This is a genomic window from Blautia schinkii (assembly GCF_013304825.1).
GTDB classification, from domain to species: Bacteria; Bacillota; Clostridia; order Lachnospirales; family Lachnospiraceae; genus Blautia_A; species Blautia_A schinkii_B.
Genome location: NZ_JAAWUO010000004.1, coordinates 58,250 through 84,303, shown reverse-complemented (window position 1 = coordinate 84,303; position 26,054 = coordinate 58,250). Strand labels below are relative to the sequence as shown.

The following is a 26,054-nucleotide window of genomic DNA, read 5'->3' as shown; positions in this document are numbered from 1 at the left end:
TAGAACAAGCGGTAAATAAAAGAAAAAAAATAACAAGGCTGTTGCTTATACTACTTATTATTCTTTTAAGCTTAGTTTTTATAAAGTATCTTATAAGTAAGTCTAATAAGTATATCAGCGAAAATGGAAAAAGCAGTATGGGAGCTGTTGTTGAACAGATACAGCAGACCTATGATCTTCAAGTGAGTGGGTACTACAGCCAGCTGCAGTTGGTTGAGGAATTTTTACTTCATGAGAGAGAGCTGTCTCTTGAAACGGATGTGAACAAAAGTTTCTTTGAAGCATGGGAAAAAGAATCGGAAAGTACACTTATATTCCTTCAGGAAAATGGTCAGGCAATATCAGCAGATGGAACAAAAATGCGGATTGATATGCCAAGTAAATTTCTGCTGGACTTAAAGAATGGATACAATATTGGAAAACTGGTGCGTCTTGATTATGATCAGAAGAAAAAAGACGGTTATCTGGTTGCGATCCCATGTCAGGAATACACGATCAATGGGGAAACTTATACGGCAATTGGAACTGTGTATGATCATTCGAAACTGGATTCCATGTTAAAACTGAAAGGTTATGATGGGAAAGCATATTTGTTCATGCTGGATCATGACGGAAATATTACGTATACGAACCTGAGTGGTGATAAATACCAGCGTAATTATTCTTTGTTAAAACATTTAAAAGGGGAACAGGCTATTACAGAAGAAGAGGCTGATTTGTTCAAAAAGAAGTTTGATAACGGAGAATCCGGAGTTGCACTTTTGGGAAAACAGGACCCCTATTATCTGGGGTATTGCCCGATCGAAAGCAACAACACCATTTTGGTATGTATTGTGGCAAAGGGAGTTATTGACAATGTGCTGATGGATTACCAGAAAACGGTGCTGTTTACAACAATACTCATGGCAGGTTTTATACTTTTACTTTTTGCCGGATTATTCTACAGTATTTCCAGACTTAGTCTTGCAGATCAAAAAGCAGAATATGAAAAAAGAAATAATGAACTTCATTTACAAACAATGAAGGAAATGGAAGTAGTCAATCAAAAACTGAAAAAGGCAAAGAACGCTGCAACAGAGGCTTTACAGACAGCTGAAAATGCAAATAAGGCGAAAACGGATTTCCTGTCTAATATGTCACATGATATTCGTACTCCTATGAATGCAATCATTGGTATCACATCTTTGATCAGACATGATGCAGGTAATAAAGCAAAAGTTATAGAGTATGCAGATAAAATAGATATTTCATCACAGCATCTGTTGGGAATTATCAATGACGTTCTGGATATGAGCAAGATTGAGGCAGGAAAAACAGTCTTCAAGTATTCTGACTTTTCTATTCTGGATTTTGTACAGGAGCTTGACACTATGTTTCATTCTCAAATATATGAAAAGAAGCAGACGCTTACAATCATAAAAGAAAATATTCAGCATGAGTGGGTGAATGGGGATCAGGTTCATTTGATGCAGATTTTCAGTAATCTGCTGTCTAATGCCATAAAATATACGCAGGAAGGTGGAAAAATTCAGCTTCTGGTAGAAGAATGTGAGACAAATTCATCTGTCTATGCAAAGTACCGTTTCTTAGTTAGCGATAATGGCTTGGGAATATCGGCAGATTTCAAAGAGATAATCTTTGATCCGTTTACCCGCGCTGAAAATTCTGTGACGAATAAGATACAGGGAACCGGACTTGGAATGGCGATTACCAGAAATCTGGTTGAAGCAATGGGAGGCACCATTGATGTGGAGAGTGAACTGGGGCAGGGAAGCTGTTTTGAGGTTCTCATGGATCTGAAAATTGCAGAGGATAGAACGGTTGCTCTGGCGGTACAGGAAGAAACCGATGAGCAGGATGGAAATATTCTGCAGGGAATGAGGTTCCTGTGTGCAGAAGATAATGAGATAAATGCGGAAATCTTGACGGAATTGTTAAAGATTGAAGGTGCGGAATGTACCATCTGTGAAAATGGCGAAGAGATTTTGAAAGCATTTGAACAGTCTGCTCCAGGTGATTATGACATGATCCTGATGGACATACAGATGCCTGTTATGAATGGCTATGAGGCGACGAAGGAAATCCGCAGAAGTTCCCATGAACTGGCAAAGACGATTCCGATCATTGCCATGACTGCGAATGCATTTTCAGAGGACATTCAGCATTCTCTGGCAGCCGGTATGAATGCACATGTTTCAAAACCGGTTGAGATGACGGTACTGGAGAAGACGATCAGAAGCATAAAATCCGGCGGGGGGGCACCGAACCGCAGGGCATTGAACAGTGACAAATGGTTTTGATACAGTAGTGTAATTTTATTAAATCAGAAGGTTGACAAAGAGATGTATAGAGAAATATATTTGACAGACAGACAGACAGACAGACAGACAGACAGACAGACAGACAGGAGATTTAATATGATTTCGAGAGCAAAGAAATATGTGGCAGTATTACTGGCTTTTGTATGCGTGTGTATGATATTTTCTCCCCAGACTGCATATGCAGCCGAGGACAGTTCGCAGCATGAAATTGTCAAAGTCGGTTTCTTTGCCATGGATGGTTATCATGTGATGGATGAAGAAGGCAACCGCAGTGGGTATGGCTATGATTTTCTTCGGCTGATGGCCCGTTATTGGGATGTAGATTACGAATATGTCGGATATGATAAGAGCTGGGATGATATGCAGCAGATGCTTGAAGATGGCGAGATTGATATGGTAACATCTCCCCGCAAAACACCGGAAAGAGAAGAAAAGTTTGATTTTTCACGTCCGATCGGAACCAATAATGGGATTCTGACCGTCCGCAGTAACAACAGCACGATTGTGGATGGCAATTACAGTACTTACAACGGTATGCGTGTGGCACTTTTGAACGGAAGCTCACGAGATAAAGAGCTTGCGGATTTTGCAGGCAATAAAGGATTTACATATGATCCATTTTATTTTAATACGACAGCAGAGATGGAGGAAGCTCTTCTGAGCGGAAATGTTGATGCTATTGCTGCCACTTCTATGAGAAAAACAAACAATGAGCGTATCGTGGATAAATTTGACAGCAGCGATTTCTATGTCATTGTTAAAAAAGGCAATACAGAATTGCTGAATGAGATCAATTATGCAATCGACCAGATGAATGCAGTTGAGGGTGACTGGAAAACGACACTTTATAATAAAAATTATGAAAGCATAGAAACTAAGAATCTGGAATATACCAAGAAAGAAAAAAGCATTATTTCACAGTATTCCAAGGACAACCCGCTTCATGTTCTGTGTGATCCGACCCGTTATCCATATTCTTATAATGAAAATGGTGAGATGAAGGGTATTATCCCGGATTACTTCCGGAAAATTGCAGACTATGCCGGGATTTCCTATGAGTTTCTTACACCTGCTACCAGAGATGAGTATATTGCTTATCAGAAAAATACGGAAACCACAGATATGAGCATCGATGCACGCCTGGAAACAGATAATTATGCTGAGACGAAAAAATGGGGGATTACTGCACCTTTCATTACGATGCAGCTGGCAAGGGTGACACGGCGTGACTTTGATGGAAAAATTAATGTTGTTACTACTGTTGACCAGACAGCATCAAAGTCAATTGAAGATGCAATGGCACCCGGTGCAGAAAAACTGATGTGCAGTACCCGACAGGAAATGATGGAAGCTGTCCGTAAGGGTAAAGCAGATGCTGCCTTCGTCTACTATTACATGGCACAGGCGTTTGTGAACAGTGACACTACGGGCACCATGACATATACTCTGCTGGAACAGCCTACATTCACCTACCGCATGGTAATTTCATCAACTGAGAACCATGCGCTGGCTGGTATTCTGACGAAAGCAATGTATGCCATGCCCAAAAATCTTGTTGAAGATCTTGCAGCAAAGTATACCACATACAAAGCAACAGAGCTGACATCTGTTGACTGGATCCGTCTGCATCCTGTTGTTACTGTTTTGGTTCTTCTTATTTTTGGATGGCTGCTGACTATTATGGCTGTGACAATGGTGCGTCTCAGTGCAAGAAAAAAAGCTCAGAAGGCGGACCAGGAGAAAGCTGAGAAAATGGCGGAACTGGTAGAGCATGCACAGGCTGCAAACAAGGCAAAAACAGCATTTCTGTCACATATGTCCCATGATATGAGGACACCGATGAATGCAATCATAGGATTTACCGGTATTGCAATGAAAAACAATCCGTCAGACGAAGTGAAAAATTGTCTGGAAAAGATTGACGAAAGCTCAGAGCATTTACTGTCGCTGATCAATGATATATTAGATATGACCCGCATCGAAAGTGGAAAAGTGAATTACAATCCGGTACCGGCGGATGTGAAAAACATTACAGATTCTGTATTGGATATTATAAAAGGCTTTCTTACGAACAGGGATATCAACTTTAAGATTCAGCGTGAAGAAGCAAAGATTCCAAATGTACTTGCGGATCCTGCACGCCTGCGTGATGTGCTGGTCAATATTCTGAGCAATGCCGTGAAATTCACTCCGGATGGAGGGACGATTACATTTGAAGCCCGGTGTCAGGAAAAGGGCGAGGATGGATATATAAATATGCGTTACCGCATTTCGGATACTGGTATTGGCATGAGTGAGGAATTTATAAAAGAAGTTTTTGAGGAATTTGCACAGGAAGATTCCGGTGTGAGAACGCAGTACCATGGAGTTGGACTGGGGATGGCTATCGTAAAGAAGTATGTAGATATGATGGGTGGGACCATTTCCGTGCAGAGTAAAAAGCATGAGGGAACCACATTTACTGTGGATATTCCTTTGGAAATTACAGATAAGGAATGTAATAAGTCAGACACAGGTTTTTCTGAAAAGGTAAATCTTACAGGTGTGAATGTCCTTCTTGCAGAGGATAATGAACTGAATGCAGAGATTGCTGCCGTGCAGTTGGAAGAGTTCGGGATGAATGTAGAAAGAGCTGTGGATGGAAAGAATGCTGTTGAGATTTTCAGAAATCATCCGGAAGGCACATTTGATGTAATCCTGATGGATATCATGATGCCTGAAATGAACGGTTATGAAGCGGCAAAAGCAATCAGGGCAATGAATGACAGACCGGATGGAAAAAACATTCCTATTATAGCAATGACAGCTAATTCATTTGCAGAAGATGTTCAGGCATCACTGGATGCAGGAATGAACGCACATTTGTCAAAGCCGATTGTGATTGATGAAGTTATAAAAATGATTTTAAGGTATGTATATAATTGATTAGCAGAGGTTCATGAATTAGTGGAATACAATTGACAGGAGGACTAAAATATGACAATGCGAGAGTGATATGAAGCTATTGGAGGAAACTATGAAGATGTCCTGGGACGCCTTCACAGCGAAGCACTGATTCGGAGATTTACATTAAAGTTCCTTGAAGATCAGAGTTATCTACAGTTAAAACAGGCATTGTAAAATAAAAATTATGAAGATGCTTTCCGCGGTGCACACACACTGAAAGGGGTGTGTCAGAATCTTTCCTTTGACCGGCTGTATGAGGTTAGTCATGAGTTGACAGAACTTTTGAGAGATAGAACCGGAGAGCAGCCGGGGATACCGGAAGCAATGGAAAAAGTAACAGAAGTATATGAGATGACAATTGAAGAAATAAAGAAGGGAATGTAGCATTAAGCGATGCGACATGACTTTCTGCCTTGAATCAAGTGCTTGGAACTTCATAAAAACCGTATGTATAAAGGAAAGTAAAAATATGGATAAAAGGCAAAGAGTACTGATTGTTGATGATGCAAAGCTCAATAGGGATATATTGAAGGAGATTCTCGGAGAAACTTATAATTATCTGGAAGCCGAAAATGGAAATCAGGCAGTCCAGATGCTAGGAGAAAATATTGGAATTGATCTGATGTTTTTAGGATAAAAAGCGGGAATCCTCGGCAATTCAATTACCGAGATGAAAGCGTAAACTGTGCATATCTGCACTCATAATAAATAGAAATAACAAAACGGTTTTCGTTCAATTTTCTCCTATAAAAGCTTTCTATAAAAGCCCTTTCTATAAAAAGCTGTATCCAGCATTATAAAAAAGAAAATATGTTCGATATTTCGTTGCGGAATTTTTGATATCATGGTACACTAAAGAAAATCTTATACATTACCGCACTTGTGTGTGCAATATTAATTACCATATGGTATGGTCGGTAAAATACCGGCGGAAGATATTAAATGCGGAGGTCGAGGCATATCTGCAGAAACTGGTGCAGGAGATCGCAGAAGATAAGGGCTTTACGGTCCATCTGTTTGAATGTGGGGAAGGAGACCATGTACACTGTTTTGTGTCAGCCCCTCCGAAATTATCCATAACTGCGATCGTGAAATACCTGAAGGGGATCTTCGGCAGGAAACTTTTCGAACGTTTTCTGGAAATAAGGAACCAGCTTTGGAAAGGGGAGCTGTGGAACCATTCCTATTATGTGGAAACGGTCGGATCTGTATCGGAAGAAAATATCCGCAGGTATATCGAACATCAGAGCAAAGCTTACTGATACGATGGAGGAGAGGAAATGCTGCTGTCAAAGAAAACATCCATAAAGGTCAGCCGGGAATATGCGAATCTCATCGGGCATATGTGCTATGCAGCATCCAAGCTCTGGAATGTCTGTAATTACGAGCGTCAGCATTACAAAGAAACCGGGATGGAGCAGTATCCGGACTGGTATTATCAGAAAAAAGCCCATAAAGAGGATCTGTGGTATAAACAGCTCCCGTCCCAGACCGCCCAGGAAGTCTGTAAGCTGCTGGACAAGGCATGGAAATCTTTTTATGCCCTGAAAAGATCCGGAGGGATCGAGACTCCCAGACCGCCGCGGTTTAAGCAGAAAAGTATCCCCATTACCTATATGCAGATGGGGATCGCGCATGAAAGGGATATGGGCAGAGTCCGCCTTTCCATTCCAAAGGCATTAAAAAAATATATGGAAGAAACGTATCAGATCCATGAAAGATTTCTTTACCTTGAAAATAAGATCTTCAGGGACATGGATCAGATCAAACAGATACAGATCTATCCGCCAGAGAAGGGAAATTGTAAAATCATAGTTGTTTATGAGATCCCTGACCAGGAAGAACTTCCACAGAACGGACATGAACTGTCTATTGATCTGGGGCTTCACAACCTTATGACGTGTTATGATTCTGGAAATGGGAAGACGTTTATCCTGGGCAGGAAGTACCTTGCGCTGGAAAGATATTTCCATAAAGAGATCGCAAGGGTGCAGGCCCGGTGGTATGGGCAGCAGTTCGGAAAGGGAGTAAAACATCCGGTCACATCAAAACATATCAGGAAGTTATATAAGAGAAAACAAGACTCAGTAACGGACTATCTGCACAAGGTCACAAGGTATCTTGCAGAATACTGCCGGGAACGAGGGATCACGTGTGTTGTTGCAGGGGATATCCGGAACATCCGGAGAGAAAAAGACCTTGGACACAGGACAAACCAGAAGTTTCACAGTCTGCCGTATAACAGGATCTATATCATGCTGGAATATAAGCTGAAAAGATATGGGATCCGTTTCGTAAAGCAGGAAGAAAGTTATACCAGCCAGTGCAGCCCACTGTCACCGGAAGTGGGGAAAAGATATGCAGAACCGTCCAACCGGAAAGAGAGAGGACTGTACAGGGATGGAAACAGAGTTTATAACGCAGATGCCGTAGGGGCATATAATATCCTGAGAAAATATCACTCCGTATGCGGAGTGAAAAAAGAACTGTCCGTAACCGGACTGAAAACACCGGAAATAATAAAAGTAGCTGTATAGCTCTAAAGAGCAGGCAGTAGTGGTGTCATGGATACACCCTGAAAAAAGGCGGTATCCCGCCTTGATTCAGATGCTCTGGTAACTCAGTTGCCGAGTAATTCACCTCATACATTAACTATATTTCATTTTCAGGCAAATTTCAATGTTAAATATTGATTTTGCCTTTTTGTTGTACCTAAAATTCAATAAGACATCCTATCTTGTTCACATCCTACGCTTTTTTATCACATCCAAATCTTTTTATTAATATTTTTCATCAAAGCAATGTTGCCAAATAGCTTAAGTTAATGACATTGGGAGTGAACAGTAACCGAAACATTGTACAACCTTTACAAATTCGTCCATTATCATTGCTATTTTTTGGTAAAAAGAGTATACTTTAAAGCACTAAACACCAGGAGTATAAAATTATGAACACACACTCATCCGGATATTACAGCATAGACAAAGACTATAATATCCTAAGCTATAACGACACTGCCAAACAACTGTACCCCAATCTCCAGCCGGGAGTGAAATGCTATAAGGCACTTATGGGGCTTGATTCCCCATGCCCGCCCTGCCCTGTAGCACTGGGGATACAGGGGCCAAAGACCTACCTGGATCCGATCCGTCATATTTATGAGACAGTTGATGCAGTAGAGACTGTACAGCCCGACGGTAGCAGAGGACATGCACTTGTATTCAGCACAGTAGCCGAAGGAGAAAGCCTGTCAAAGTCCATTCCCACAGGTGAGAACTCTCTCCGTCTGCTGGGTGCCATCAACCTGCTTGCTTCTGACTACATGTCTGTTTATGGCGTAAACCGGGAAACCGGGAAAATCTCCGTATATCGTTCCAGATTTACTGATGCTTTTGCGGATATTAAAGATAATGCAGACTATAAGCTGTCATTTAATTTTCTCATCCAGAAATATATTCATCCGGATGAGCGTTCCTATGTGTCCATACACCTGAATTATGAAACCCTGCTGGAAAGACTTTCTCAGGAAGCCTCTTTCAAATTCCATTTCAGGGTTGTCACAGATACTGTCCATTACTATTATCTGCTCATTGCCAGAAACGGAAACGCCGATGACTATCGGGATTTCGTAATTGCAGTGGCCTGTGAAGACAATGATGTGACAGCACGCAAAATCTATGAAAATCAGCTCCACTCTCTTCTGGCATCCATTACCCATGCTGCCGGCTACTTTCATCTCGACCTTACAGATGATAAGATTCTGAAGATCGGAGGCACTTCTGCCCTGGCCTATAAGATAGATGCTGACGCTTCCATTGACCATTTTATTGCAGAGACTGCTGTTTTTATACCGGTATTAAAGGACAGAAACGATTTCATCAACGCATTTTGCCGCAGTTCCCTGATGAAAAGCTACGAGGACGGTCAGGTAGAGGTCACCAGAGTTTCCCGCTGTCTCTACGATGACAATATAACCAGGCTTTCCAAATATGTGACAAGACTGCTGCTCAATCCTTCCAATAACCATCTGGAAGCAATCCTCTACGGTGAGGATGTCACCAGAACACAGGAAGCCTATGAGACACAGGTAAGTATTGTCCAGACACTGAGCAGCAACTACCTGAACGTATACCTGATCAATCCCAGAGAAAAAACGCTCTCTGTGATCAAGCAGGAAGACCGCGATGTCCCTGCTCCGGACAAAAAACACAACAATACATACCCCTATGATCTTTTCCTCTCAGACTATATCCGGCAGCGTGTATATCCGGATGACCGTACAATGCTGGAAGAATCACTGGAACTGGATAATGTAATGAGTGTTTTGTCCGGTCAGTCCGAATACAAGGGGAATTACCGGATAAATGACAGGGATGGTATCCATTACTATCAGTTCCGCTTTATCAAAAACGAAGACTCCGGTATCATTGTTCTGGGATTTTTGAATGTGGACGATGTGGTGGAATCAGAAATCAGACACCAGAAGCTTCTCAAAGAAGCTCTTGATACTGCCGAACGTGCCAATGCAGAGAAATCCAATTTTCTTTCCCGTATGTCCCACGATATGCGTACGCCGTTGAATGGGATCATTGGTCTGCTGGAAATTGATAAAAAGCACGAAAATGATATCGGATTCCTGAAAAGTAATCGTGAAAAAGCATTCATTTCAGCCAGTCATCTGCTCTCTCTTATCAATGATGTACTGGATATGTCCAAGATCGAGGAGGGCGGACTTGTACTCAACCATGAACCTTTTGATCTGATCAGATATGAAAAAGAGACACAGATGCTGATTGATATGCAGGCACAGAAAAACGGCATTGATTTCACCGTTCATATCGCACCGGAGATATACGAACATCCCTTTGTATACGGCAGCCCTCTGCACCTCCGTCGTGCCATGATGAATATTTACAGTAACTGTATCAAATACAACAGAGAAAATGGGGCAATCCATACGGAGATCCATGCTCTCCCTTCCCATGATCATAAGCTGGTCTGCAGATGGACGATCTCTGATACGGGAATCGGCATCAACAAAGAATATCTGGAGAAGATCTTTGAACCCTTTACTCAGGAGAATATGGATGCCCGAAGTGTATATCATGGCACCGGACTGGGTATGAGCATTGCCAAAGCGCTATTTGAACAGATGGGTGGTACCATTGAGATTTCCAGTACTCCGGGTATCGGAAGTACTTTTGTGATCACTTTGCCATTTGAAGAGGCAGAAGAAACGGATATCTCTTCTGAGCCAGAATCTGAGCGAAACTCCATTCAGGGCATAAAGATCCTGCTGGCAGAGGATAATGAAATAAACAGAGAAGTGGCACAGGTACTCCTTGAAGAGGAAGGTGCTGTGGTAACTGCAGTATCCAATGGTAGGGAAGCTGTAAAACTTTTCTCCCGTCACCCCGAGGGGACATTTGATGTGATACTTATGGATATTATGATGCCTCTGATGGACGGATACGAGGCCACACGCCAGATCCGGAAGCTTGACAGGACGGATGCTTCTTCCATTCCCATCATCGCACTGACCGCTAATGCTTTTGCAGAGGATGTACGCCATGCACTGGACTGTGGTATGAACGCACATCTGTCCAAACCACTGGATGTAAAAAAAATGATCCATACGATTGCCTGTTACTGTTCAAGGGTATGCATAAGTCATTGTAAAAAGTGACGAATTTTTATTTTTTTATATTGTGGATAATCATGTTCAGCAGAAAAAACTGTGTTTATAGTTTTTTCTGCTGTTCCTTTTGACAGAGTGTCCAGGATATTTGGATAAAGAAAACCGATGGCTTTAACTGTTTCCCAGTTTACACCATCGGTTTTCTTAAGTCCAGTTAGCCCTTGAACAGTAACGATTGCGCGGATGAGAAGGAAGCTGCGGCAGATTTTATGAAGCTGTGCAGTAAGTAAACAATAATGATAAAGGGTGAGAAGTTCAAAAAAGCTTCTCACCCTTTTGGATTATTTAGCAGCCGAATAATTCGGCTGTTTTTTTCATGCGCTCTGCGATCGGAACGCCGAAGGGGCAGCGGGATTCGCAGGCCTGACATCCGATACATTCAGAAGCTTTATGTTTCAGAAGCTCGTAATGAGACTGGATGGTTGCAGGCACGGAAGGCTGCATGGTAGCCAGATCATAGAATTTATTGATCATTGCGATATCCAGGTCAGATACGCAGGGCTTGCAGTGTCCACAGTAGGTACATTCTCCGCGGTAGGAATGCAGTGGTGCATTGGCCAGTATGGATGCATAGTCCTTTTCCTCTTCGGAAGCATTTTCATAAGCAGTGGCAGCATCGATCTGTTCCTTTGTGTCATATCCGCACATAATGGAACAGACAGCAGGACGTGTCAGCGCATAGTGGATACACTGGATCGGTGTAAGGGTTACTCCAAACGGAGAGCGTTTTTCATCAAAAAGCCGGCCTCCGGCAAAGCCCTTCATAACGGTGATTCCCACATCATTCTGTTCGCAGACATTATATAAATGTGCACGGTCCGGATCAATTCCCTTGAGCTGGGAGTCAAATTCCTCTGCAAACATGGTATCGATATTTTCACTGGCAGGAAGCATGTCAAAAGCAGGATTGATGCTGAAAAGAATCATCTCCACATATCCGGATTCGGCTGCTTTGACTGCTACTTTCGGATTATGGGAGCTCATGCCGATGTGACGGATCACACCTTTGTCCTTTAATTCCATGATATAGTCCAGATAATCGGAATGCTGGATCTGTTCCCATTCCTCCTCAGAATCAACATAGTGGATCATTCCAAGATCAATATAATCCGTCTGCAGACGTTTTAACAGATCCTCAAATGCAGGGCGGACATATTTCATATCTCTGGTACGAAAATACTGTTCATCCTTCCAGGTGGAACCAATATGTCCCTGGATAAACCACTGACTGCGGTTATCCTTGATTCCTTTTCCGATGATATCTCTGGATTTAGGGTCCGCCATCCAGCAGTCCAGAATGTTGATTCCTTTTGAGGAGGCATAGTGGATCAGTTCAATGCTTTCCTCCTCCGGATGCCGCTCCAGCCATTCGCCGCCGAAGCCGATCTCGCTTACCTGGAGATCTGTTTTTCCTAATCTGCGGGTTTTCATTATCGAATTCCTCCTTATGTACAAGAATATTTTTATTGTACCATAAAAGTAAGAATTCAGAAAGTATTGTAAGAGTTGACTTAATATGCTTTTGAGGCATAAATGAGCTATGATGATAAGGTATTTGATATAGACAGCAATCGCGATCTATAATATAGATACACAAAACATAAAGACAGAGAAAGGAAAGCAGAAATGGAGCAGAAAACATTACTTTTTACAGATCAGAAAATAAAAGAGATGATCATTCCACTTTTTCTGGAACAACTGCTGCTGTTTTCAGTTGGCTTTTCTGTTGTGATAATGCTGTTTGTATTGGTGGGAAACCGGTGGATGCTGCAGCTTCTGTTTGGAAAGGTAGAGGCTCCTGTAATGGATGCCTGTGTGACTTATCTTCGAATCTCTGCCTATTCTTATCCGGCTCTGGCGATATACAATGCCGGTGCAGCTGTGTATCGAAGCCTTGGAAAGACAAATGTGACCATTGGTAATCTGGCTGGTACTGATCCACAATGTTTTCAATGCGACAGCATATCCTTTTTCGGGTGCCTTAAGTAACGGACTGCGCTCAGCAGGGGATGTGAAGTTTACCATGTATGTTTCAATCATCTCCACGATCGTAGTGCGGCTCTTTTTATCCTGGCTTCTCGGCATCGTATTTGACATGGGAGTGATTGGTATTGCACTTGCAATGGTAAGTGACTGGATCGTCAGAGCCGTGATCTTCCTGTGGAGACAGAAATCCGGAAAGTGGAAAAATTTCCAGGTGATCTGAGGCAGGAAAAGAATAATATGTGTGGAAGATATGAGGCATATATTACCGTAAGGATTGTATTTAGTTGGATAAATCAGGTATAATAACAAAATATAAATGAAAAAATAAGGGGAACAAAAAAATGAGTTTGTTATTAGGAATCATATATCTTTCATTTATCAGCCTTGGACTTCCGGACGCGCTTCTTGGAGCGGCATGGCCGGATATGTATCCGGAATTCCAGGTTCCGGTATCTTACGCGGGAATGATATCCATGATCATTGCGTTTGGAACGATCATTTCCAGTCTGCAGAGTGACCGTCTTACGAAGAAATTCGGGACAGGCAAAGTAACTGCAGTAAGTGTAGGAATCACAGCTTTTGCACTGTGGGGATTTTCAATCAGCCACAGTTTCTGGATGCTGTGTTTATGGGCGATACCGTATGGACTTGGCGCAGGAAGTGTAGATGCCTCTCTGAACAACTATGTGGCTTTACATTATGCAAGTAAGCATATGAGCTGGCTGCATTGCATGTGGGGCGTTGGCGCGACACTGGGACCGTACATTATGGGAGCAGTGCTTACCGGAGGTGCGACCTGGAACAGTGGATACCGGATCATATCTCTGCTGCAGATCGTACTCACAGCTGTTCTTGTATTCAGCTTTCCAAAATGGAAGAAACAGAGTGGATCAGAAGAGGAACAGGCAAAAAGCAAGTCTCTTTCACTTCGTGAGATCATTGCCATTCCAGGGGCAAAGGCAATCATGCTTTGTTTTTTCTGCTATTGTGCAGTGGAGCAGACAACAATGCTCTGGGCGAGCAGCTATCTGAACCTGGCAAAAGGTGTGGATGCAGAAACAGCCGCTTCTTTTGCGGGAATGTTCTGCATTGGTATTACGATCGGACGTGGTATCAATGGTTTTATTGCCATGAAGCTTAAAGATGCACAGATGATCCGGATGGGACAGGCAATTATTTTTGCGGGAATCCTGATCATGCTGCTTCCTTTTGGAAAAACCGCTTCTCTGATTGGATTTTCCCTGATCGGACTTGGCTGTGCGCCGGTATATCCATGTATCATTCATTCCACACCGGAACATTTTGGAGCGGAACGTTCCCAGGCAATCATTGGGGTGCAGATGGCAAGTGCTTACATAGGAACCTGTCTGATGCCGCCACTGTTTGGTCTGATCGCAAATCACATATCTATCCGGTTATTGCCGGTATATCTGCTGATCCTGCTTGTGTTAATGACATATATGCATGAATTATTGAACAGGAGGAAATAATTTTATGGTAAAAATAATCTCAGACAGTACCTGTGATCTTTCACCGGATCTTTTACAAAAGTATGATATTGATATTCTGCCGCTTCACATTCTGCTTGGAGATAAGGAATACAGGGACGGCAGGGATATCACTCCGGATGAGATCTTTGCGTGGTCCGATGCGAATAAGACAACTCCGAAGACTTCTGCACCGTCGCTTATGGATGCGGTGGAGATGTTGAAGCCTTATGTCAGTGAACAGAGAGAGGTTATCTGCTTTTCCATTTCCTCTGGTATGTCCACATCCGGGAATGTTATGCGGCTGGCAGCAGAAGAGCTGGAGGCCTCCGATCTTGTGACAGTGATCGATTCGGCAAATCTTTCTACAGGAATCGGTCTTCTCGTTATTGAAGCAGCGATCATGGCGCAGGAAGGAAAAACTGCCGGAGAGATCACAGCAGTAATCGAAGAGTTGAAGCCAAAAGTACGCGCAAGTTTTGTGGTGGATACGCTGGTATATCTTTATCGTGGCGGGCGCTGCAATGCTGTTTCTGCCATGGCAGGAAGTGTTCTGAAGCTGCATCCCAAGATCGTTGTGGAAAATGGTGCAATGGATGCTTACAAGAAATATCGTGGAAAACTTTCAAAGGTGATTACAGCGTATGTGAAAGATATGGGAGAAGAACTGAAGGCTGCCCGTCCTGACCGCGTCTTTATTACACATTCCGGTTGTGACAGAGAAGTTGTGGAAGCAGTACGCACATATCTTGAAAATCTTGAAGTTTTTAAAGAAGTCCTTGAAACACGTGCAGGCGGAGTTATTTCCTGCCATTGCGGACCTGGTACTCTGGGCGTGCTGTTTATTTCGCAATAGAGTCAAAGCCTGAAAATAATAAGGAAGGTAGAAGGTGTGGTTCATACAAAGAAGATAATCAAGGAAACATTCTGGGAAATACTGGAAGAAAAGCCGTACAATAAGATCACGGTGCAGGATATTGTAAATCGCTGTCAGGTTAACCGAAATACATTTTATTATCATTTTCAGGATATTCCGACATTGATGATAGATTCTATCGAGGATTGGATGGCGGATGTAATTCAAAAATACGGAACACTTGAATCGCCGGCAGATTGTCCCACCTATATGGCACAGGAGTGCATGAAAAGAAAAAAAGCCTTTTTACATCTGTTCCGTTCTGTGCAGAAAGATATATTTTTATCCAGATTAAACGAAATGGGCTATGATATCATCCGTACATATGTAGACAGAATCGAGGAATGTGAGCAGATTTCAAAAGAAGAAAAGGAAGTACTGATCAAGTCCTATAATGTATATTTGTGGGAAGCCTGTTAGACTGGCTGGTTCTGGTGGTAAGCCATCATCATCAGTAATGGATTCATAGTTTGCACTGGTATAACAACAGGAAATGCCATAGATCAGTTTTTTTTCACGGAGAAGAGACATAGCTTTTGTTACTTTCTGATAGACACCACCACCACGGCGTCCATCCGTTGCCTCTTCAAAGCCTTCAAGAGAAATAGCAGGAACAAAATTTCCTACCCGGAGCATTTCGTCAGCAAAGTCCTCATCAATGAGAGTAGCATTTGTGAAGCATGAAAATACGCAGTCAGAATGCTTTTCGCAGAGATGGATCAGGTCTTTTTTTCGTACAAGCGGTTCGCCACAGATATAGATGTACATGTAGACACCGAGCTTTTTTCCTTTGACCAGCCAACCAGTGTAGCATTAATAAAGAAATTGACAGCAAGAGTTTTGGCAACCTTAGGGTCAACATCTGTAAAAATTTTGCGGATATAGGAATAATAAGGATGTTCCGGGTTTTCGATTGATTCACGGATCGTTTTTCGCTGGGAAGGAAATCCACCTTTGTAAAAAATTAGTTATTTTGATAGCTGTTTCTCATTCAGATAATGATAGTCAGGCAGCTGGGCGGTATGTTTTACAATGTAATGGCGCATACATCCTTCGGCCAGAAGTGCACAGCCTGCAAAGAAAAGTGTATTTTTCAGGATCACTATAACGCCAAAAGCGCCGGACACCAGAATATAGCCGGTACATGCAATTTTTATCTGCTTCAGAAATATCACCTCGTTCGTTCAATGAATATGTGGACATATTAAGGCAGAAGTCCAGGATGGACAATGGACAAATGGGACTGGGATATCTGAAAACCAGACATGAAGAGATGATTTGTCTATATTTACCAGGTTTACAACTAAAGAATGTAAACCATAGTTTAAAACTCAAGTTGACAATTCTTTCCGGTTGTGATATAAAAAGAAAGTCATAACACATAATCTTTACGGGAAGAGGAGACATTATTATGAATCAGTCTTATGCAGAAAGCTCTGCTTCAGAGCGAAAGTTTACAACCAGAGAGATGGTGCTGGTTGGTATGTTTGCAGCAGTTCTGGCAGTAATCTCACAGATATCACTGCCAATGCCGACAGGTGTTCCGATCACGATTCAGGTATTCGGTGTGGCACTTGTAGGAGCAGTGCTTGGTTCCAGACTTGGAACAACGGCAACGGTGGTTTACGTTCTCTTAGGTGCGATCGGTCTTCCGATCTTTGCCAATTTTACCGGCGGAATCAGCAGTATTGTAGGCGTTACCGGAGGTTATATCTGGGCATGGCCATTTATGACATGGCTTAGCGGAATCCGTCCGAAAACAGATAATAAGACAAAAAATCTGGCAATTTCCATCGGTTTTTCCCTGATCGGTCTTCTGATCGTTGAGACTATCGGTGGTTTACAGTGGCATTTTGTTGGCGGATCTATGAGTATTCCGGCCATTGCGGTATATTCCTTAACTGCATTCATTCCAAAAGATATCGTGATCACGGTTCTTGCAGTATTACTTGCCATTCCGATCCGAAAAGGAATCAACAATGCAGGAAACAGATAAGAAACAACATATTAAGATTCATGGCGTCGGACTTGATAAAGAAGGACGATGTAAGCATTACCACACCAGCCTTGATATAGCCGCATTACTCTGCGCACAATGCAGAAAATATTATGCATGCTATTCCTGTCATGACGAAATTGAAGATCATCCCTTTGCAGCGACAGCACCGGAAGAAGAGTATCCGGTTCTCTGTGGAAACTGTAGGAGGAAGCTTACCCGCAAGGAATATAAGCAAGGCAGCTGCCCTTACTGCCATGCCGGTTTTAATCCACGGTGCAGTTTACATGAGAATATTTATTTTTCCTGTGGGGAATAGAAAAAATTACGGAGAAAGAATCAGGAGCATACGGAATTTTGGAAAAAAGTTCTGTATGCTCTTTTTGTTTATCTTAAAAAAGAACGGATTTAGGAAGAGACAGGGTAGATTTTATACAGGCGCAGAGAAAAGAAAAATGATAAAATTCTCAGAAGGAGCGGACCGGAAAGGACGCCGAATAATAAAAGACAGGAGAGAAGATCAAGATGAATAAATATGATAGATTTTATCCGGGAAGGGTTTGGCTGGATACAGAAGGAAAAAGAATACAGGCTCACGGTGGATCCGTGATCTTTATTGACGGAGTTTATTACTGGTACGGTGAAAATAAAGAAAAAACAGTACCTGGAAGCGGAATCTGGCACTGGGGTGTAAGATGCTATGCTTCCAGAGATCTGTACAACTGGGAGGATAAAGGACTGATCATTCCTCCGGAGCCGGATGATATCCATTCTTCTCTTCATCCATCCAGATGCATGGACAGGCCTCATATTATCTATAACAGAGGCACCGGAAAATATGTGTGCTGGTTAAAGATCATGAATCCTGATGAGACACAGACTTCAACAGTCCTTACTGCAGATCACTTTCTGGGACCTTATATCAAGGTAAGAGAAGGACTGAAGCCTTTGAACATGAGCGCAGGAGACTTTGATCTGGCAGTGGCGCCGGACGGAAAAGCATATTATTATTTTGAGCGTGTACACAGTGAAACCATTTGCGCAGACCTGACAGAGGACTATACAGATGTGACAGGATATTATTCCACACATTTCCCAAGACCTTATCCACCTTATGTCAGGGAGGCAACTGCTCATTTCAGTAGAAAAGGAAAACACTATCTCCTGACATCGGGAACCACTTCTTATTATCCGAATCCTTCAGAAATTGCCATTGCCGATACCTGGCATGGTCCGTACAGGGTACTTGGAAATCCGCATCCGGAGGACAAAAGCAACACATCTTATCATTCCCAGATTTCTTCTGTATTTAAGGTACAGGGGAAAAAGGATCTTTATATTGCATGTGCGGATCGATGGCTGCCCCGGCAGATGGATGCCAGATATGAGGAGTATTCCAGAATGTTTGAGGCAATCTTTAATCCGGATATTTCCGTTGAAGAACGTCAGAAGCTGTTAGCCAGGGAACCCCTTCCGGAGGATAACACATCTATTGCGGATTATGTATGGCTTCCGCTGCGTTTTGACGGAGAGATGGTGTATATCGACTGGAAAGAGGAATGGAGTCTGGACGATTATGAATAAATAAGACTGCTGGCGAATGGCTGCAAAAAATATTACCAGGGAAAATTCTCTGCTCTCTTTTTCAGGAACTCCTTCCTGTATTGCTGAGGAGAAATTCCCTGGTATTCTTTGAATACACGATAAAAGTGATCAGCACTGTTGTAGCCTGTTTTTTCGGAGATCTCTTCTATGGACAGATCGGTTTTTTCCAGATATTCCAGAGCTTCTTTCATTTTCAGTGTTTTAATAAGCTGTGTGAAATTTTTGCCCGTGTTTTCTTTGATGATCTTGGAGAGATAAGGGACAGAATAGTGAAAACGCTCTGCAAGTATGGGAAGAGTAACCGTTTTGTAATGACTCTGAATGTAGCGGACAATGGGAATATGATCCGGGCCGGACTTGTAATAGGAAAACTGCTGGTAGATGTGGTAGGAGCGGAGGACATAGACAAACAGCAGATTGATCCAGTAAATATTGCATCGTTCCACATAATTGTCATACCGGAAATTCTCCAGAAACAGTTTCTTTACAAGATCTTTGATCTCACAGGAAGCATCAGTTTTGATCAGCAGATAATTGGCCTCCTCGGAGGAGGACAGGATCTTGCGGAAAAAATCTGACAGGATGTCATCAGAGGAAAGCAGAGGAAAAAACAGTTTGCTGAAAGTGCTTTCCTTAATATAGATCGGAAATATGTAGGAATCTTTGTTAAGAAGAGTTACATTGTGCCGGGTAAATGGAGAGAGAATGCAGAAATCACCTTCCGTCAGAATCTGCTGTTCATCCAGAAAGGTAAGTTCACACTGACCACGGTAAACGTAGTCGATCTCAAAGCAGTCGTGGAGATGAATAAAATCCTTGCATCCCCAGAACTGGTAAACGACAGTGAGCCCTGCGTTCGGAGGAACAATATCAAAACGCTCCGGAATATGCAGGATCTTATCCGAAAAATAGAAATATAGTTTCCGGATCTCTTTCAAAAAGTCATCGTCTTCCAGACGGATCAGACTGGATGTATCTATGGTACCCGGAAATTCCTTAAGGTAATGCTTCTGGGTGTAGATCTGGTGAAGAATAAAAGGAAAATCAGGGGCTTCTCCTGTGGAACGATGGTATTCCTCTATATGGTCCTGAATCTCTCCGATGGAAATATAAAAATTCATAGGATTCCTTTCTTTATAGTATGGTTATCGTTATCATATTCTATGGAAAATTCTATCACAGGCCGCTTGTAAAGGAAATAATAAAATGTATAAAATATTAAAAAAGGTCGGATTTCAAAAGAAAGATAATAGATCATATAGGGGCAGATAACCGTTTCGGCTGATAGAATAGAACTATCAAAAGAGAAAGATGAGGAGGTCCGAAATGGAACAAAAAATGAAAGCAACCGATAAATTAAGCTGGCTGGAAAAGATATCCTTCTCCGGCGGTGAGATGGGAACAAACCTGCTGTTTACAGTTATGAGTGCATATCTGCTGGTTTACTATACCAATTATGCTCATGTAAATGCGGCAATAGTAGGAACCATTATGTTTGTGTCAAAGATCTTTGATGCGATTTCAGATGTGGCAATGGGATATGTGGAAGAAAGATTTGCAAAGCCAGGAGCAAAGGCAAGACCATGGCTGAAAAGAATGGCACTGCCATATGCCATTTCCGCAATCATTCTTTTTACTGTGCCGGATTTTACAAGCACGGTAGCTCAGGGAATTTATGTATTTATTACTTATAATCTGTTCTGTACGATCTACACAATGATCGTTATTCCGTATAACTCTCTTCAGGCGCTGATCACACAGGATAAGGATGATCGAAAGACAACAGGAGTTCTCCGGTCAATCTTTTCTACTATAGCATCTACGATCGTGAATTCCTTTACAATGATCTTTATAGGATGGGCCGGAAATACAAAGCTGAGCTGGACCATTGTTATCGGTGTATATGCTGTCATTGCGCTGATCGTATACAGTCTTTGCTATGTCAACACAACAGAAAGAGTTAATGCTGAGGAAGACCAGCATGGACAGGATGACAAAAAGCTTGGTTTTGTGGAAAGTCTTTTCAATGTAATGAAAAATAAATACTGGCGTATCCTTACAGTAAACGGTATTTTTTCAAGTGCTGTAATTTCCCTGAACATGGGCTCTATGTTCTTTTATCTGGCCTATGTCTGCGGAAAGCCACAGTCTGTTGCAATCGTAGGAATGTTACTGTCCATGCCGATGCTGGTACTGATCCCGCTGTCAGCACCGATCGTTGCAAAATGTGGAATGAAAAACAGTCTGGTAGCAGGTGTCCTGATCATGACAGTGGGAAGAATTATCGTCGGAGTAAGCGGAGAAAGCTCTTTGATGATGATCTATGTGGGAACCTTTATTTTTGCTCTGGGCTGCAGCACACAGTGGTGTTCTTATCCGCTTCTCTGCTATACCGTAGAATATGGACAGTGGAAAACAGGCGTCCGTCAGGAAGGTATGATCATGTCTGCAAACAGTTTTGGTTCCAAATGTGGTACCGCGCTTGGTACTGCACTGTGCGGCTGGGTACTTGCCTGGGCAGGATATAACGGAGCTGCGGAGGTTCAGACTGCATCAGCACTGACAGGAATTAAGATCGTCTATGTTTATCTGCCTGTTATCTTAAATATTCTTTCTGCAGTGATCTTAAGCTTTTATAAACTGGAAAAAGAATACTCAACAATTGTTAAAGAACTGGAAGAGAGAAAGGCTGTTGGAAAGTAACTATGTTTGAAAAATTATTTGATACTGTTATAGAAAATATGCTTGGCAGGATGACGTTGGAGGAGAAGGCCTACGCCCTGACCCCACTGGATAATCAGTACTGTTCCATTCCATCTCAGGACTTCTATGGCCCTACGCCTCAGGATGTTCCCGGAGGGGGACAAGATAACTGGCCTGCCGGAAAGCCGGTTCCGGGAGAGGATGGCAGACCTGCGGATGGAAAGTATCATCCTGTTGCTTTTCCGTCCAATTCTGCTGTGGCAATGAGCTGGGATAAAAAGCTGGCTTATGATGTGGGAGTGAAATGGGCACAGGAAGCCAAGGCCAGTCCGGAAAAGATAAATATCCTTAATCGTCCGGGAATGAATCTGAAGCGTTCACCACTGTGTGGACGGAATTACGATTATCTCAGCGAAGATCCGGTACAGACAGGAATTCTGGCGGCAGAATATGTAAAAGGAATACAGAGTCAGGGAATCGGTGCCTGCCCCAAGCATTTTCTTGCCAATAATCAGGAATTTGACAGAATGAATACAGACTCTGTAATTTCGGAGAGAGTGCTCCATGAGGTATATCTTCGTCCCTGGAAAAAAATGATCCAGGAAGCACAGCCCTGGATGATCATGACTTCCTATAATAAAGTTAATGGAGAGTGGGTCAATTCCAGTAAAGAGTGTATGAAGCTTCTGAGAGAAGAGATTGGTTATGAAGGCGTAGTGGTTTCGGATTTCCTTGCTATTCATCATAATAAGGTTGCAGCTCACAGAAACCAGATGGATATTGAGCTTGCCGCCCAGGAAATTCATACGAAAGAAATCGTGGAAGCGGTAAAAAATGGTGAGATAAAAGAAGAAGAGCTTGACCAGATCATCCGCCGTCAGCTTCGGATGGCACTGTATGCCCTGAAACAGGAAAATACGCAGGAAGCAGATCTGGAAGCTTTTCACAGGGAATCCATAGAAATTGCAGAGCAATGTATGACACTGCTGAAAAATGAGGATATTCTGCCGGTTACCGCATCCTGTACAGACAGACTTATTGTTGCAGGAGAACTGGCAGAAAAGCCTAATATAACAGGCAGCGGAAGTGGATATATGAATGGTTATATGGTGGAAAATCCCTTAAAAAATATATGCACACTTGCAGAAAAAGCAGGTATTCAGACCGAATATATTCCAGGATACAGAATGGCTGATAAGATCCTGCCACTGGGGAAAAAAGAGGCAGGTCAGAGCTGTGACCTGCAGATACCCCAAATATGCCAGAGTGATCTGGTGCTTGCTTTTGTGGGGGCACCGTATGGCCATGAATCAGAAAGCTATGACCGGCCGGATATCTGTCTGCCGGAAGAACAGAGGGACATGCTGGACAGCCTGACAAAACAGACGGATAATATAGTTATTGTTCTTTCCGGCGGAAGTGTCTATGATATGACTCCCTGGAAGGACAAGGTAAAGGGAATCCTTTTTGCTGGATTTGCAGGAGAAGGTGCCGGCGCTGCTGTTGCCAATATTCTGTTTGGAAAAAGTGAGCCGGGAGGAAGATTGACAGAAACATTTCCAATAGATTTCGCACATACACCTGCGTATTTTGACTTTACAGGGAAAATGATGGAAATGCCACATGTAAATTACTCGGAAGGTCTTCTTACCGGATACCGCTGGTATGATACAAGACATCTTCCGGTACTGTATCCTTTTGGATACGGACTTAGCTATACGACGTTTTCCTACACGGAACCGGTTGTAGATAAAGCAGTTATGACGCCGGAGGATACACTGACTGTGAGCCTGGATGTCACCAATACAGGAAAACGGGCAGGAAGCCAGGTGATACAGCTTTATATCCATGAACAGGGCGGACTATTTGCCAGACCGGAAAAGGAGCTGAGAGATTTTGCAAAAGTATTTCTGCAGCCGGGAGAAACGAAAACAGTGAAATTTACTTTATCAGGAGAGGATTTTGCTGTATACAGTGATGTACTGCATAAATGGGGAGTACAGTCAGACCGATATGAGATTCTTCTGAACACTTCTGCACAGGATTCCATAGCCAGGGTATCTGTAGATATTATCCGAGGAGATCAGATGTATTATTTTACTGAAATGTCACCACTGGTACAGTTCATAAATTGCCCGGCTTTCCACGAGTATCTGAAACAGAATGAACCGCAGTGGAAACAGGATTTCTTTGATCTGGAGAAAACAGAATTTCTCGTTCTGATGCTGCCATTACCATTCTACAGAGTTTCAGAGCCTCTTCAGGGAGAACCATTTTTCACTGCAGAGAAGATTTCAGAGATCATTGAGCTGTGTAATCAATATGTGAGGAGAGAGAATAACACACAGCAGAGGTAGGAGATTATGAATAAAATAGAAGAGACTCTCAGGAATTTTACGAATAGAAAAGAGATAGCAGGTGCGGCGGTTCTGGTTCGAAAGGAAGGAAGAATCGTAGAAGACTTTTCTTATGGATATGGAGATATAGAAAAAAAAGTGCCGGTGGATAGAAAGACAATGTTTCGTCTGGCATCCATGACGAAACCGGTAACTGCAATTGCAGTGATGCAGCTGGTTGAAACAGGCAAGCTGGGACTTTATGATCAGATAAAAGATTACATTCCAGCGTTTGCCGGACAGAAGGTATGCAGAGAGAAGGTTGGAGATCTGATCTACACTCCGGATCCCAACAGTCCGACAGGACAGAGTATCAATGAAGAAAAGCTCAGAAATATACAATATGTAAGAGCTGACCGGGATATTACCGTATTTGATCTTCTTAATCACAGCAGTGGACTAGGGATGGGACCTGTGGGGGATACTCTTGTAAAGCGTGTGATAAAACCGGAAGATAATGTCTGGGAACGTGCTGTAAAATATGCAGAGCTTCCACTGGATTTTCAGCCAGGGACGGCCAGTGGCTACAGTGCTATGGCCGGGTTTGAAGTTTTGGCAGCTATTGTAGAAAAAGTATCAGGGGAAGCTTATGACCGGTATCTGGATAAACACATTTTTGAACCTCTTGGAATAAGAGATATTACATATAGACCATCCATGGAACAGAGGAAAAGAATGCCAAGGCTTTATGAGTACTCACAGGGAACATTGACTGATGTATCAGATACAGATGAGGGCTGGAGTCAGATGAGCCCGATAAAAAATACGTGTGTTTCCGGAGCAGCAGGACTGATTGGAAGTATGGAGGAATATGAGAAATTAGCACATATGCTCTTACAGAAAGGAACACTGGACGGTATACAGATTCTGAAATCTGAAACAGTGGAAATGATGGCCGGAAAAGGAATAAGCCATAAGAGCGAAATGATTCCTGGTGTATACTGGGGGCTTGGAATGGCGGTTGTGGATAAACCACAAACAGTACATCTTTCAAGGAGCAGAGGTAGTTTTGGATGGAGCGGTGCCTTTGGAACCCATTTTTTTGTGGATCCGGTTAATGATCTGGAGATGGTACTTGGAATTAATCGTTCAAATATTGGCGGAGCCGCCTCGGTGGTTTCGTTTGCTATAGAGGATGCAGTTCGAGAGACATTCTTGTAAAAGTGATGGAGTATACAGAATTTTGAAAAAAGTTCTGTATGCTCTTTTTATTTGCATAAAATCTGATATACTTTATTTAAAGTTAGGAATAACTAACTAGCAGAACAGGAAAGACTAAGTTGCTGCTTTAAACGATATGTTTTTACTTTATATGAAATAAAACGGAGGGATAAATAAATGGATGTAAATGTTTTCTACGGGATCCTGATTCCGTTTCTGGGAACTTCGGCAGGAGCAGCCTGCGTATTCTTTATGAAGAAAAATCTGAATGAACAGGTACAGCGGGCCCTTACCGGTTTTGCGGCGGGAGTCATGGTTGCAGCGTCGGTGTGGAGTCTTCTGATTCCGGCGATCGAACAGTCTGCCGACATGGGGAAGCTTTCTTTTGTACTGGCAGTGTTGGGACTGTGGGCAGGGGTGCTGTTTCTGCTTTTGCTGGATCATGTGATTCTGCATCTTCATCAGAACAGTGATCAGGCCGAAGGCCCTAAGAGTAAGCAGCAGAAAACCACCATGCCGCTGCGGTCTGAGGGAATGGGAAAGGGAAAAGCTTTTGTGGGTGGAATGTTGTCCGGAATTGTAGAGCCGATCGGAGCGATTCTCACGATTCTGGCAGCTGGACTTATTGTTCCTGCACTGCCCTATCTTTTGAGTTTTGCGGCAGGAGCCATGTTGTATGTGGTAGTAGAAGAGCTGATTCCGGAAATGTCCACAGGAGAACACTCCAATGTAGGAACGATCTTTTTTGCGGTTGGATTTTCCCTGATGATGGTGCTGGATGTGGCACTGGGATAATGAAATTTTTCGAAATTTTTCGATCGTGTGAAAAAATTCTTGAC

The 26,054-nt window shown here is 42.6% G+C and carries 22 protein-coding genes and 3 pseudogenes; 20 read left to right on the top strand and 5 right to left on the bottom strand.

Going from position 1 to position 26,054, the window contains the following annotated elements; all coding sequences use genetic code 11:
* The first annotated feature begins 137 nt into the window (after window positions 1-137).
* The 7 genes and pseudogenes from HFM85_RS04450 to HFM85_RS04420 all read left to right on the top strand — a co-directional run bounded on the left by HFM85_RS04450 (window position 138) and on the right by HFM85_RS04420 (window position 10,953).
* Window positions 138-2,300 (top strand): ATP-binding protein, encoded by a 2,163-nt coding sequence (locus HFM85_RS04450; RefSeq protein ID WP_173737352.1) that lies wholly within the window; start codon window positions 138-140, stop codon window positions 2,298-2,300.
* A gap of 42 nt (window positions 2,301-2,342) precedes the next feature.
* Complete coding sequence (locus HFM85_RS04445; protein ID WP_244093410.1) at window positions 2,343-5,246, top strand: hybrid sensor histidine kinase/response regulator; 2,904 nt, start codon at window positions 2,343-2,345, stop codon at window positions 5,244-5,246.
* A gap of 213 nt (window positions 5,247-5,459) precedes the next feature.
* Window positions 5,460-5,651 (top strand): annotated as a pseudogene (locus HFM85_RS16510) (Hpt domain-containing protein); the annotation flags it as partial.
* A gap of 85 nt (window positions 5,652-5,736) precedes the next feature.
* Window positions 5,737-5,898: pseudogene (locus HFM85_RS04435) on the top strand (two-component system response regulator); the annotation flags it as partial.
* Between the two features lie 208 nt (window positions 5,899-6,106).
* Window positions 6,107-6,529: an IS200/IS605 family transposase gene (gene tnpA, locus HFM85_RS04430; RefSeq protein WP_456298180.1), complete on the top strand. Its 423-nt coding sequence runs from the start codon at window positions 6,107-6,109 to the stop codon at window positions 6,527-6,529.
* An 18-nt stretch (window positions 6,530-6,547) separates the two neighbouring features.
* Window positions 6,548-7,804 (top strand): RNA-guided endonuclease InsQ/TnpB family protein, encoded by a 1,257-nt coding sequence (locus tag HFM85_RS04425; protein WP_243873813.1) that lies wholly within the window; start codon window positions 6,548-6,550, stop codon window positions 7,802-7,804.
* Between the two features lie 410 nt (window positions 7,805-8,214).
* Entirely contained in the window at window positions 8,215-10,953 is a 2,739-nt protein-coding gene (locus HFM85_RS04420) for a response regulator (RefSeq protein WP_173737349.1), read from the top strand.
* On the opposite strand, the gene HFM85_RS04415 is transcribed toward HFM85_RS04420, so the two are convergent.
* Window positions 10,938-11,237 carry a hypothetical protein gene (locus tag HFM85_RS04415; RefSeq protein WP_173737348.1) on the bottom strand — a complete coding sequence of 100 codons (300 nt, stop codon included), beginning with the start codon at window positions 11,235-11,237 and terminating at the stop codon, window positions 10,938-10,940. The two genes, HFM85_RS04420 and HFM85_RS04415, sit on opposite strands and share 16 nt — an antisense overlap.
* A 13-nt stretch (window positions 11,238-11,250) precedes the next feature.
* Window positions 11,251-12,396 (bottom strand): aldo/keto reductase, encoded by a 1,146-nt coding sequence (locus tag HFM85_RS04410; protein ID WP_119239637.1) that lies wholly within the window; start codon window positions 12,394-12,396, stop codon window positions 11,251-11,253.
* A 195-nt stretch (window positions 12,397-12,591) separates the two neighbouring features.
* Between HFM85_RS04410 and HFM85_RS16200 the strand changes: the two genes are divergently transcribed.
* From HFM85_RS16200 to HFM85_RS04390, 5 genes are all read left to right on the top strand, one after another.
* Window positions 12,592-12,954 (top strand): MATE family efflux transporter, encoded by a 363-nt coding sequence (locus HFM85_RS16200; protein WP_243873812.1) that lies wholly within the window; start codon window positions 12,592-12,594, stop codon window positions 12,952-12,954.
* Window positions 12,955-12,988: 34 nt separating this feature from the next.
* Complete coding sequence (locus HFM85_RS16190) at window positions 12,989-13,171, top strand: hypothetical protein (RefSeq protein WP_243873818.1); 183 nt, start codon at window positions 12,989-12,991, stop codon at window positions 13,169-13,171.
* A gap of 121 nt (window positions 13,172-13,292) precedes the next feature.
* Window positions 13,293-14,441: an MFS transporter gene (locus HFM85_RS04400; RefSeq protein ID WP_173737347.1), complete on the top strand. Its 1,149-nt coding sequence runs from the start codon at window positions 13,293-13,295 to the stop codon at window positions 14,439-14,441.
* A 4-nt stretch (window positions 14,442-14,445) separates the two neighbouring features.
* Entirely contained in the window at window positions 14,446-15,294 is an 849-nt protein-coding gene (locus HFM85_RS04395; protein ID WP_173737346.1) for a DegV family protein, read from the top strand.
* Window positions 15,295-15,330: 36 nt separating this feature from the next.
* Window positions 15,331-15,774 (top strand): TetR family transcriptional regulator, encoded by a 444-nt coding sequence (locus tag HFM85_RS04390; protein ID WP_173737345.1) that lies wholly within the window; start codon window positions 15,331-15,333, stop codon window positions 15,772-15,774.
* Here HFM85_RS04390 and HFM85_RS16060 read toward each other — a convergent pair.
* Entirely contained in the window at window positions 15,712-16,122 is a 411-nt protein-coding gene (locus tag HFM85_RS16060) for a radical SAM protein (protein WP_243873811.1), read from the bottom strand. The two genes, HFM85_RS04390 and HFM85_RS16060, sit on opposite strands and share 63 nt — an antisense overlap.
* 200 nt (window positions 16,123-16,322) lie before the next feature.
* Window positions 16,323-16,529, bottom strand: a complete 207-nt coding sequence (locus tag HFM85_RS04380) for a hypothetical protein (protein ID WP_173737344.1) — start codon at window positions 16,527-16,529, stop codon at window positions 16,323-16,325.
* 236 nt (window positions 16,530-16,765) lie between these two features.
* On the opposite strand from HFM85_RS04380, the gene HFM85_RS04375 reads away from it, so the two are divergent.
* The 4 genes and pseudogenes from HFM85_RS04375 (at window position 16,766) to HFM85_RS04365 (ending at window position 18,934) form a co-directional block, all read left to right on the top strand.
* A complete protein-coding gene (locus HFM85_RS04375) occupies window positions 16,766-17,350 on the top strand; it encodes a biotin transporter BioY (RefSeq protein WP_119239640.1) in 585 nt (194 codons plus the stop codon).
* Window positions 17,334-17,507: pseudogene (locus tag HFM85_RS16650) on the top strand (CHY zinc finger protein); the annotation flags it as partial. The gene HFM85_RS04375 and the pseudogene HFM85_RS16650, both read left to right, overlap by 17 nt.
* Window positions 17,508-17,544: 37 nt before the next feature.
* Window positions 17,545-17,883 carry a hypothetical protein gene (locus HFM85_RS16505; protein ID WP_330596694.1) on the top strand — a complete coding sequence of 113 codons (339 nt, stop codon included), beginning with the start codon at window positions 17,545-17,547 and terminating at the stop codon, window positions 17,881-17,883.
* A complete protein-coding gene (locus tag HFM85_RS04365) occupies window positions 17,876-18,934 on the top strand; it encodes a family 43 glycosylhydrolase (protein ID WP_173737342.1) in 1,059 nt (352 codons plus the stop codon). Before HFM85_RS16505 ends, HFM85_RS04365 begins: the two co-directional genes overlap by 8 nt.
* Window positions 18,935-18,966: 32 nt before the next feature.
* Here HFM85_RS04365 and HFM85_RS04360 read toward each other — a convergent pair whose 3' ends face one another.
* Window positions 18,967-20,076, bottom strand: a complete 1,110-nt coding sequence (locus tag HFM85_RS04360; RefSeq protein ID WP_173737341.1) for an AraC family transcriptional regulator — start codon at window positions 20,074-20,076, stop codon at window positions 18,967-18,969.
* 205 nt (window positions 20,077-20,281) lie between these two features.
* Between HFM85_RS04360 and HFM85_RS04355 the strand changes: the two genes are divergently transcribed.
* From HFM85_RS04355 to HFM85_RS04340, 4 genes are all read left to right on the top strand, one after another.
* Window positions 20,282-21,658: an MFS transporter gene (locus HFM85_RS04355; protein WP_173737340.1), complete on the top strand. Its 1,377-nt coding sequence runs from the start codon at window positions 20,282-20,284 to the stop codon at window positions 21,656-21,658.
* 2 nt (window positions 21,659-21,660) lie between these two features.
* Window positions 21,661-24,015, top strand: a complete 2,355-nt coding sequence (locus tag HFM85_RS04350; RefSeq protein ID WP_119239645.1) for a beta-glucosidase — start codon at window positions 21,661-21,663, stop codon at window positions 24,013-24,015.
* 6 nt (window positions 24,016-24,021) lie between these two features.
* Window positions 24,022-25,215 (top strand): serine hydrolase domain-containing protein, encoded by a 1,194-nt coding sequence (locus HFM85_RS04345; protein ID WP_173737339.1) that lies wholly within the window; start codon window positions 24,022-24,024, stop codon window positions 25,213-25,215.
* Window positions 25,216-25,392: 177 nt separating this feature from the next.
* The gene (locus HFM85_RS04340) at window positions 25,393-26,010 is read left to right on the top strand and encodes a ZIP family metal transporter (RefSeq protein WP_173737338.1); all 618 of its coding nucleotides are present in this window, start codon (window positions 25,393-25,395) and stop codon (window positions 26,008-26,010) included.
* Window positions 26,011-26,054: the final 44 nt, after the last annotated feature.

What these genes read in the sequence shown, in the direction of transcription:
- HFM85_RS04450 (WP_173737352.1), top strand. Translation starts at nt 138, where the DNA reads ATGGGAGCTGTTGTTGAACAGATACAGCAGACCTATGATCTTCAAGTG.
- HFM85_RS04445 (WP_244093410.1), top strand. Translation starts at nt 2,343, where the DNA reads ATGTATAGAGAAATATATTTGACAGACAGACAGACAGACAGACAGACA.
- HFM85_RS04425 (WP_243873813.1), top strand. Translation starts at nt 6,548, where the DNA reads ATGCTGCTGTCAAAGAAAACATCCATAAAGGTCAGCCGGGAATATGCG.
- HFM85_RS04420 (WP_173737349.1), top strand. Translation starts at nt 8,215, where the DNA reads ATGAACACACACTCATCCGGATATTACAGCATAGACAAAGACTATAAT.
- HFM85_RS04410 (WP_119239637.1), bottom strand. Translation starts at nt 12,396, where the DNA reads ATGAAAACCCGCAGATTAGGAAAAACAGATCTCCAGGTAAGCGAGATC.
- HFM85_RS16200 (WP_243873812.1), top strand. Translation starts at nt 12,592, where the DNA reads ATGGAGCAGAAAACATTACTTTTTACAGATCAGAAAATAAAAGAGATG.
- HFM85_RS16190 (WP_243873818.1), top strand. Translation starts at nt 12,989, where the DNA reads ATGTATGTTTCAATCATCTCCACGATCGTAGTGCGGCTCTTTTTATCC.
- HFM85_RS04400 (WP_173737347.1), top strand. Translation starts at nt 13,293, where the DNA reads ATGAGTTTGTTATTAGGAATCATATATCTTTCATTTATCAGCCTTGGA.
- HFM85_RS04395 (WP_173737346.1), top strand. Translation starts at nt 14,446, where the DNA reads ATGGTAAAAATAATCTCAGACAGTACCTGTGATCTTTCACCGGATCTT.
- HFM85_RS16060 (WP_243873811.1), bottom strand. Translation starts at nt 16,122, where the DNA reads ATGTACATCTATATCTGTGGCGAACCGCTTGTACGAAAAAAAGACCTG.
- HFM85_RS04375 (WP_119239640.1), top strand. Translation starts at nt 16,766, where the DNA reads ATGAATCAGTCTTATGCAGAAAGCTCTGCTTCAGAGCGAAAGTTTACA.
- HFM85_RS04365 (WP_173737342.1), top strand. Translation starts at nt 17,876, where the DNA reads ATGAATAAATATGATAGATTTTATCCGGGAAGGGTTTGGCTGGATACA.
- HFM85_RS04360 (WP_173737341.1), bottom strand. Translation starts at nt 20,076, where the DNA reads ATGAATTTTTATATTTCCATCGGAGAGATTCAGGACCATATAGAGGAA.
- HFM85_RS04355 (WP_173737340.1), top strand. Translation starts at nt 20,282, where the DNA reads ATGGAACAAAAAATGAAAGCAACCGATAAATTAAGCTGGCTGGAAAAG.
- HFM85_RS04350 (WP_119239645.1), top strand. Translation starts at nt 21,661, where the DNA reads ATGTTTGAAAAATTATTTGATACTGTTATAGAAAATATGCTTGGCAGG.
- HFM85_RS04345 (WP_173737339.1), top strand. Translation starts at nt 24,022, where the DNA reads ATGAATAAAATAGAAGAGACTCTCAGGAATTTTACGAATAGAAAAGAG.
- HFM85_RS04340 (WP_173737338.1), top strand. Translation starts at nt 25,393, where the DNA reads ATGGATGTAAATGTTTTCTACGGGATCCTGATTCCGTTTCTGGGAACT.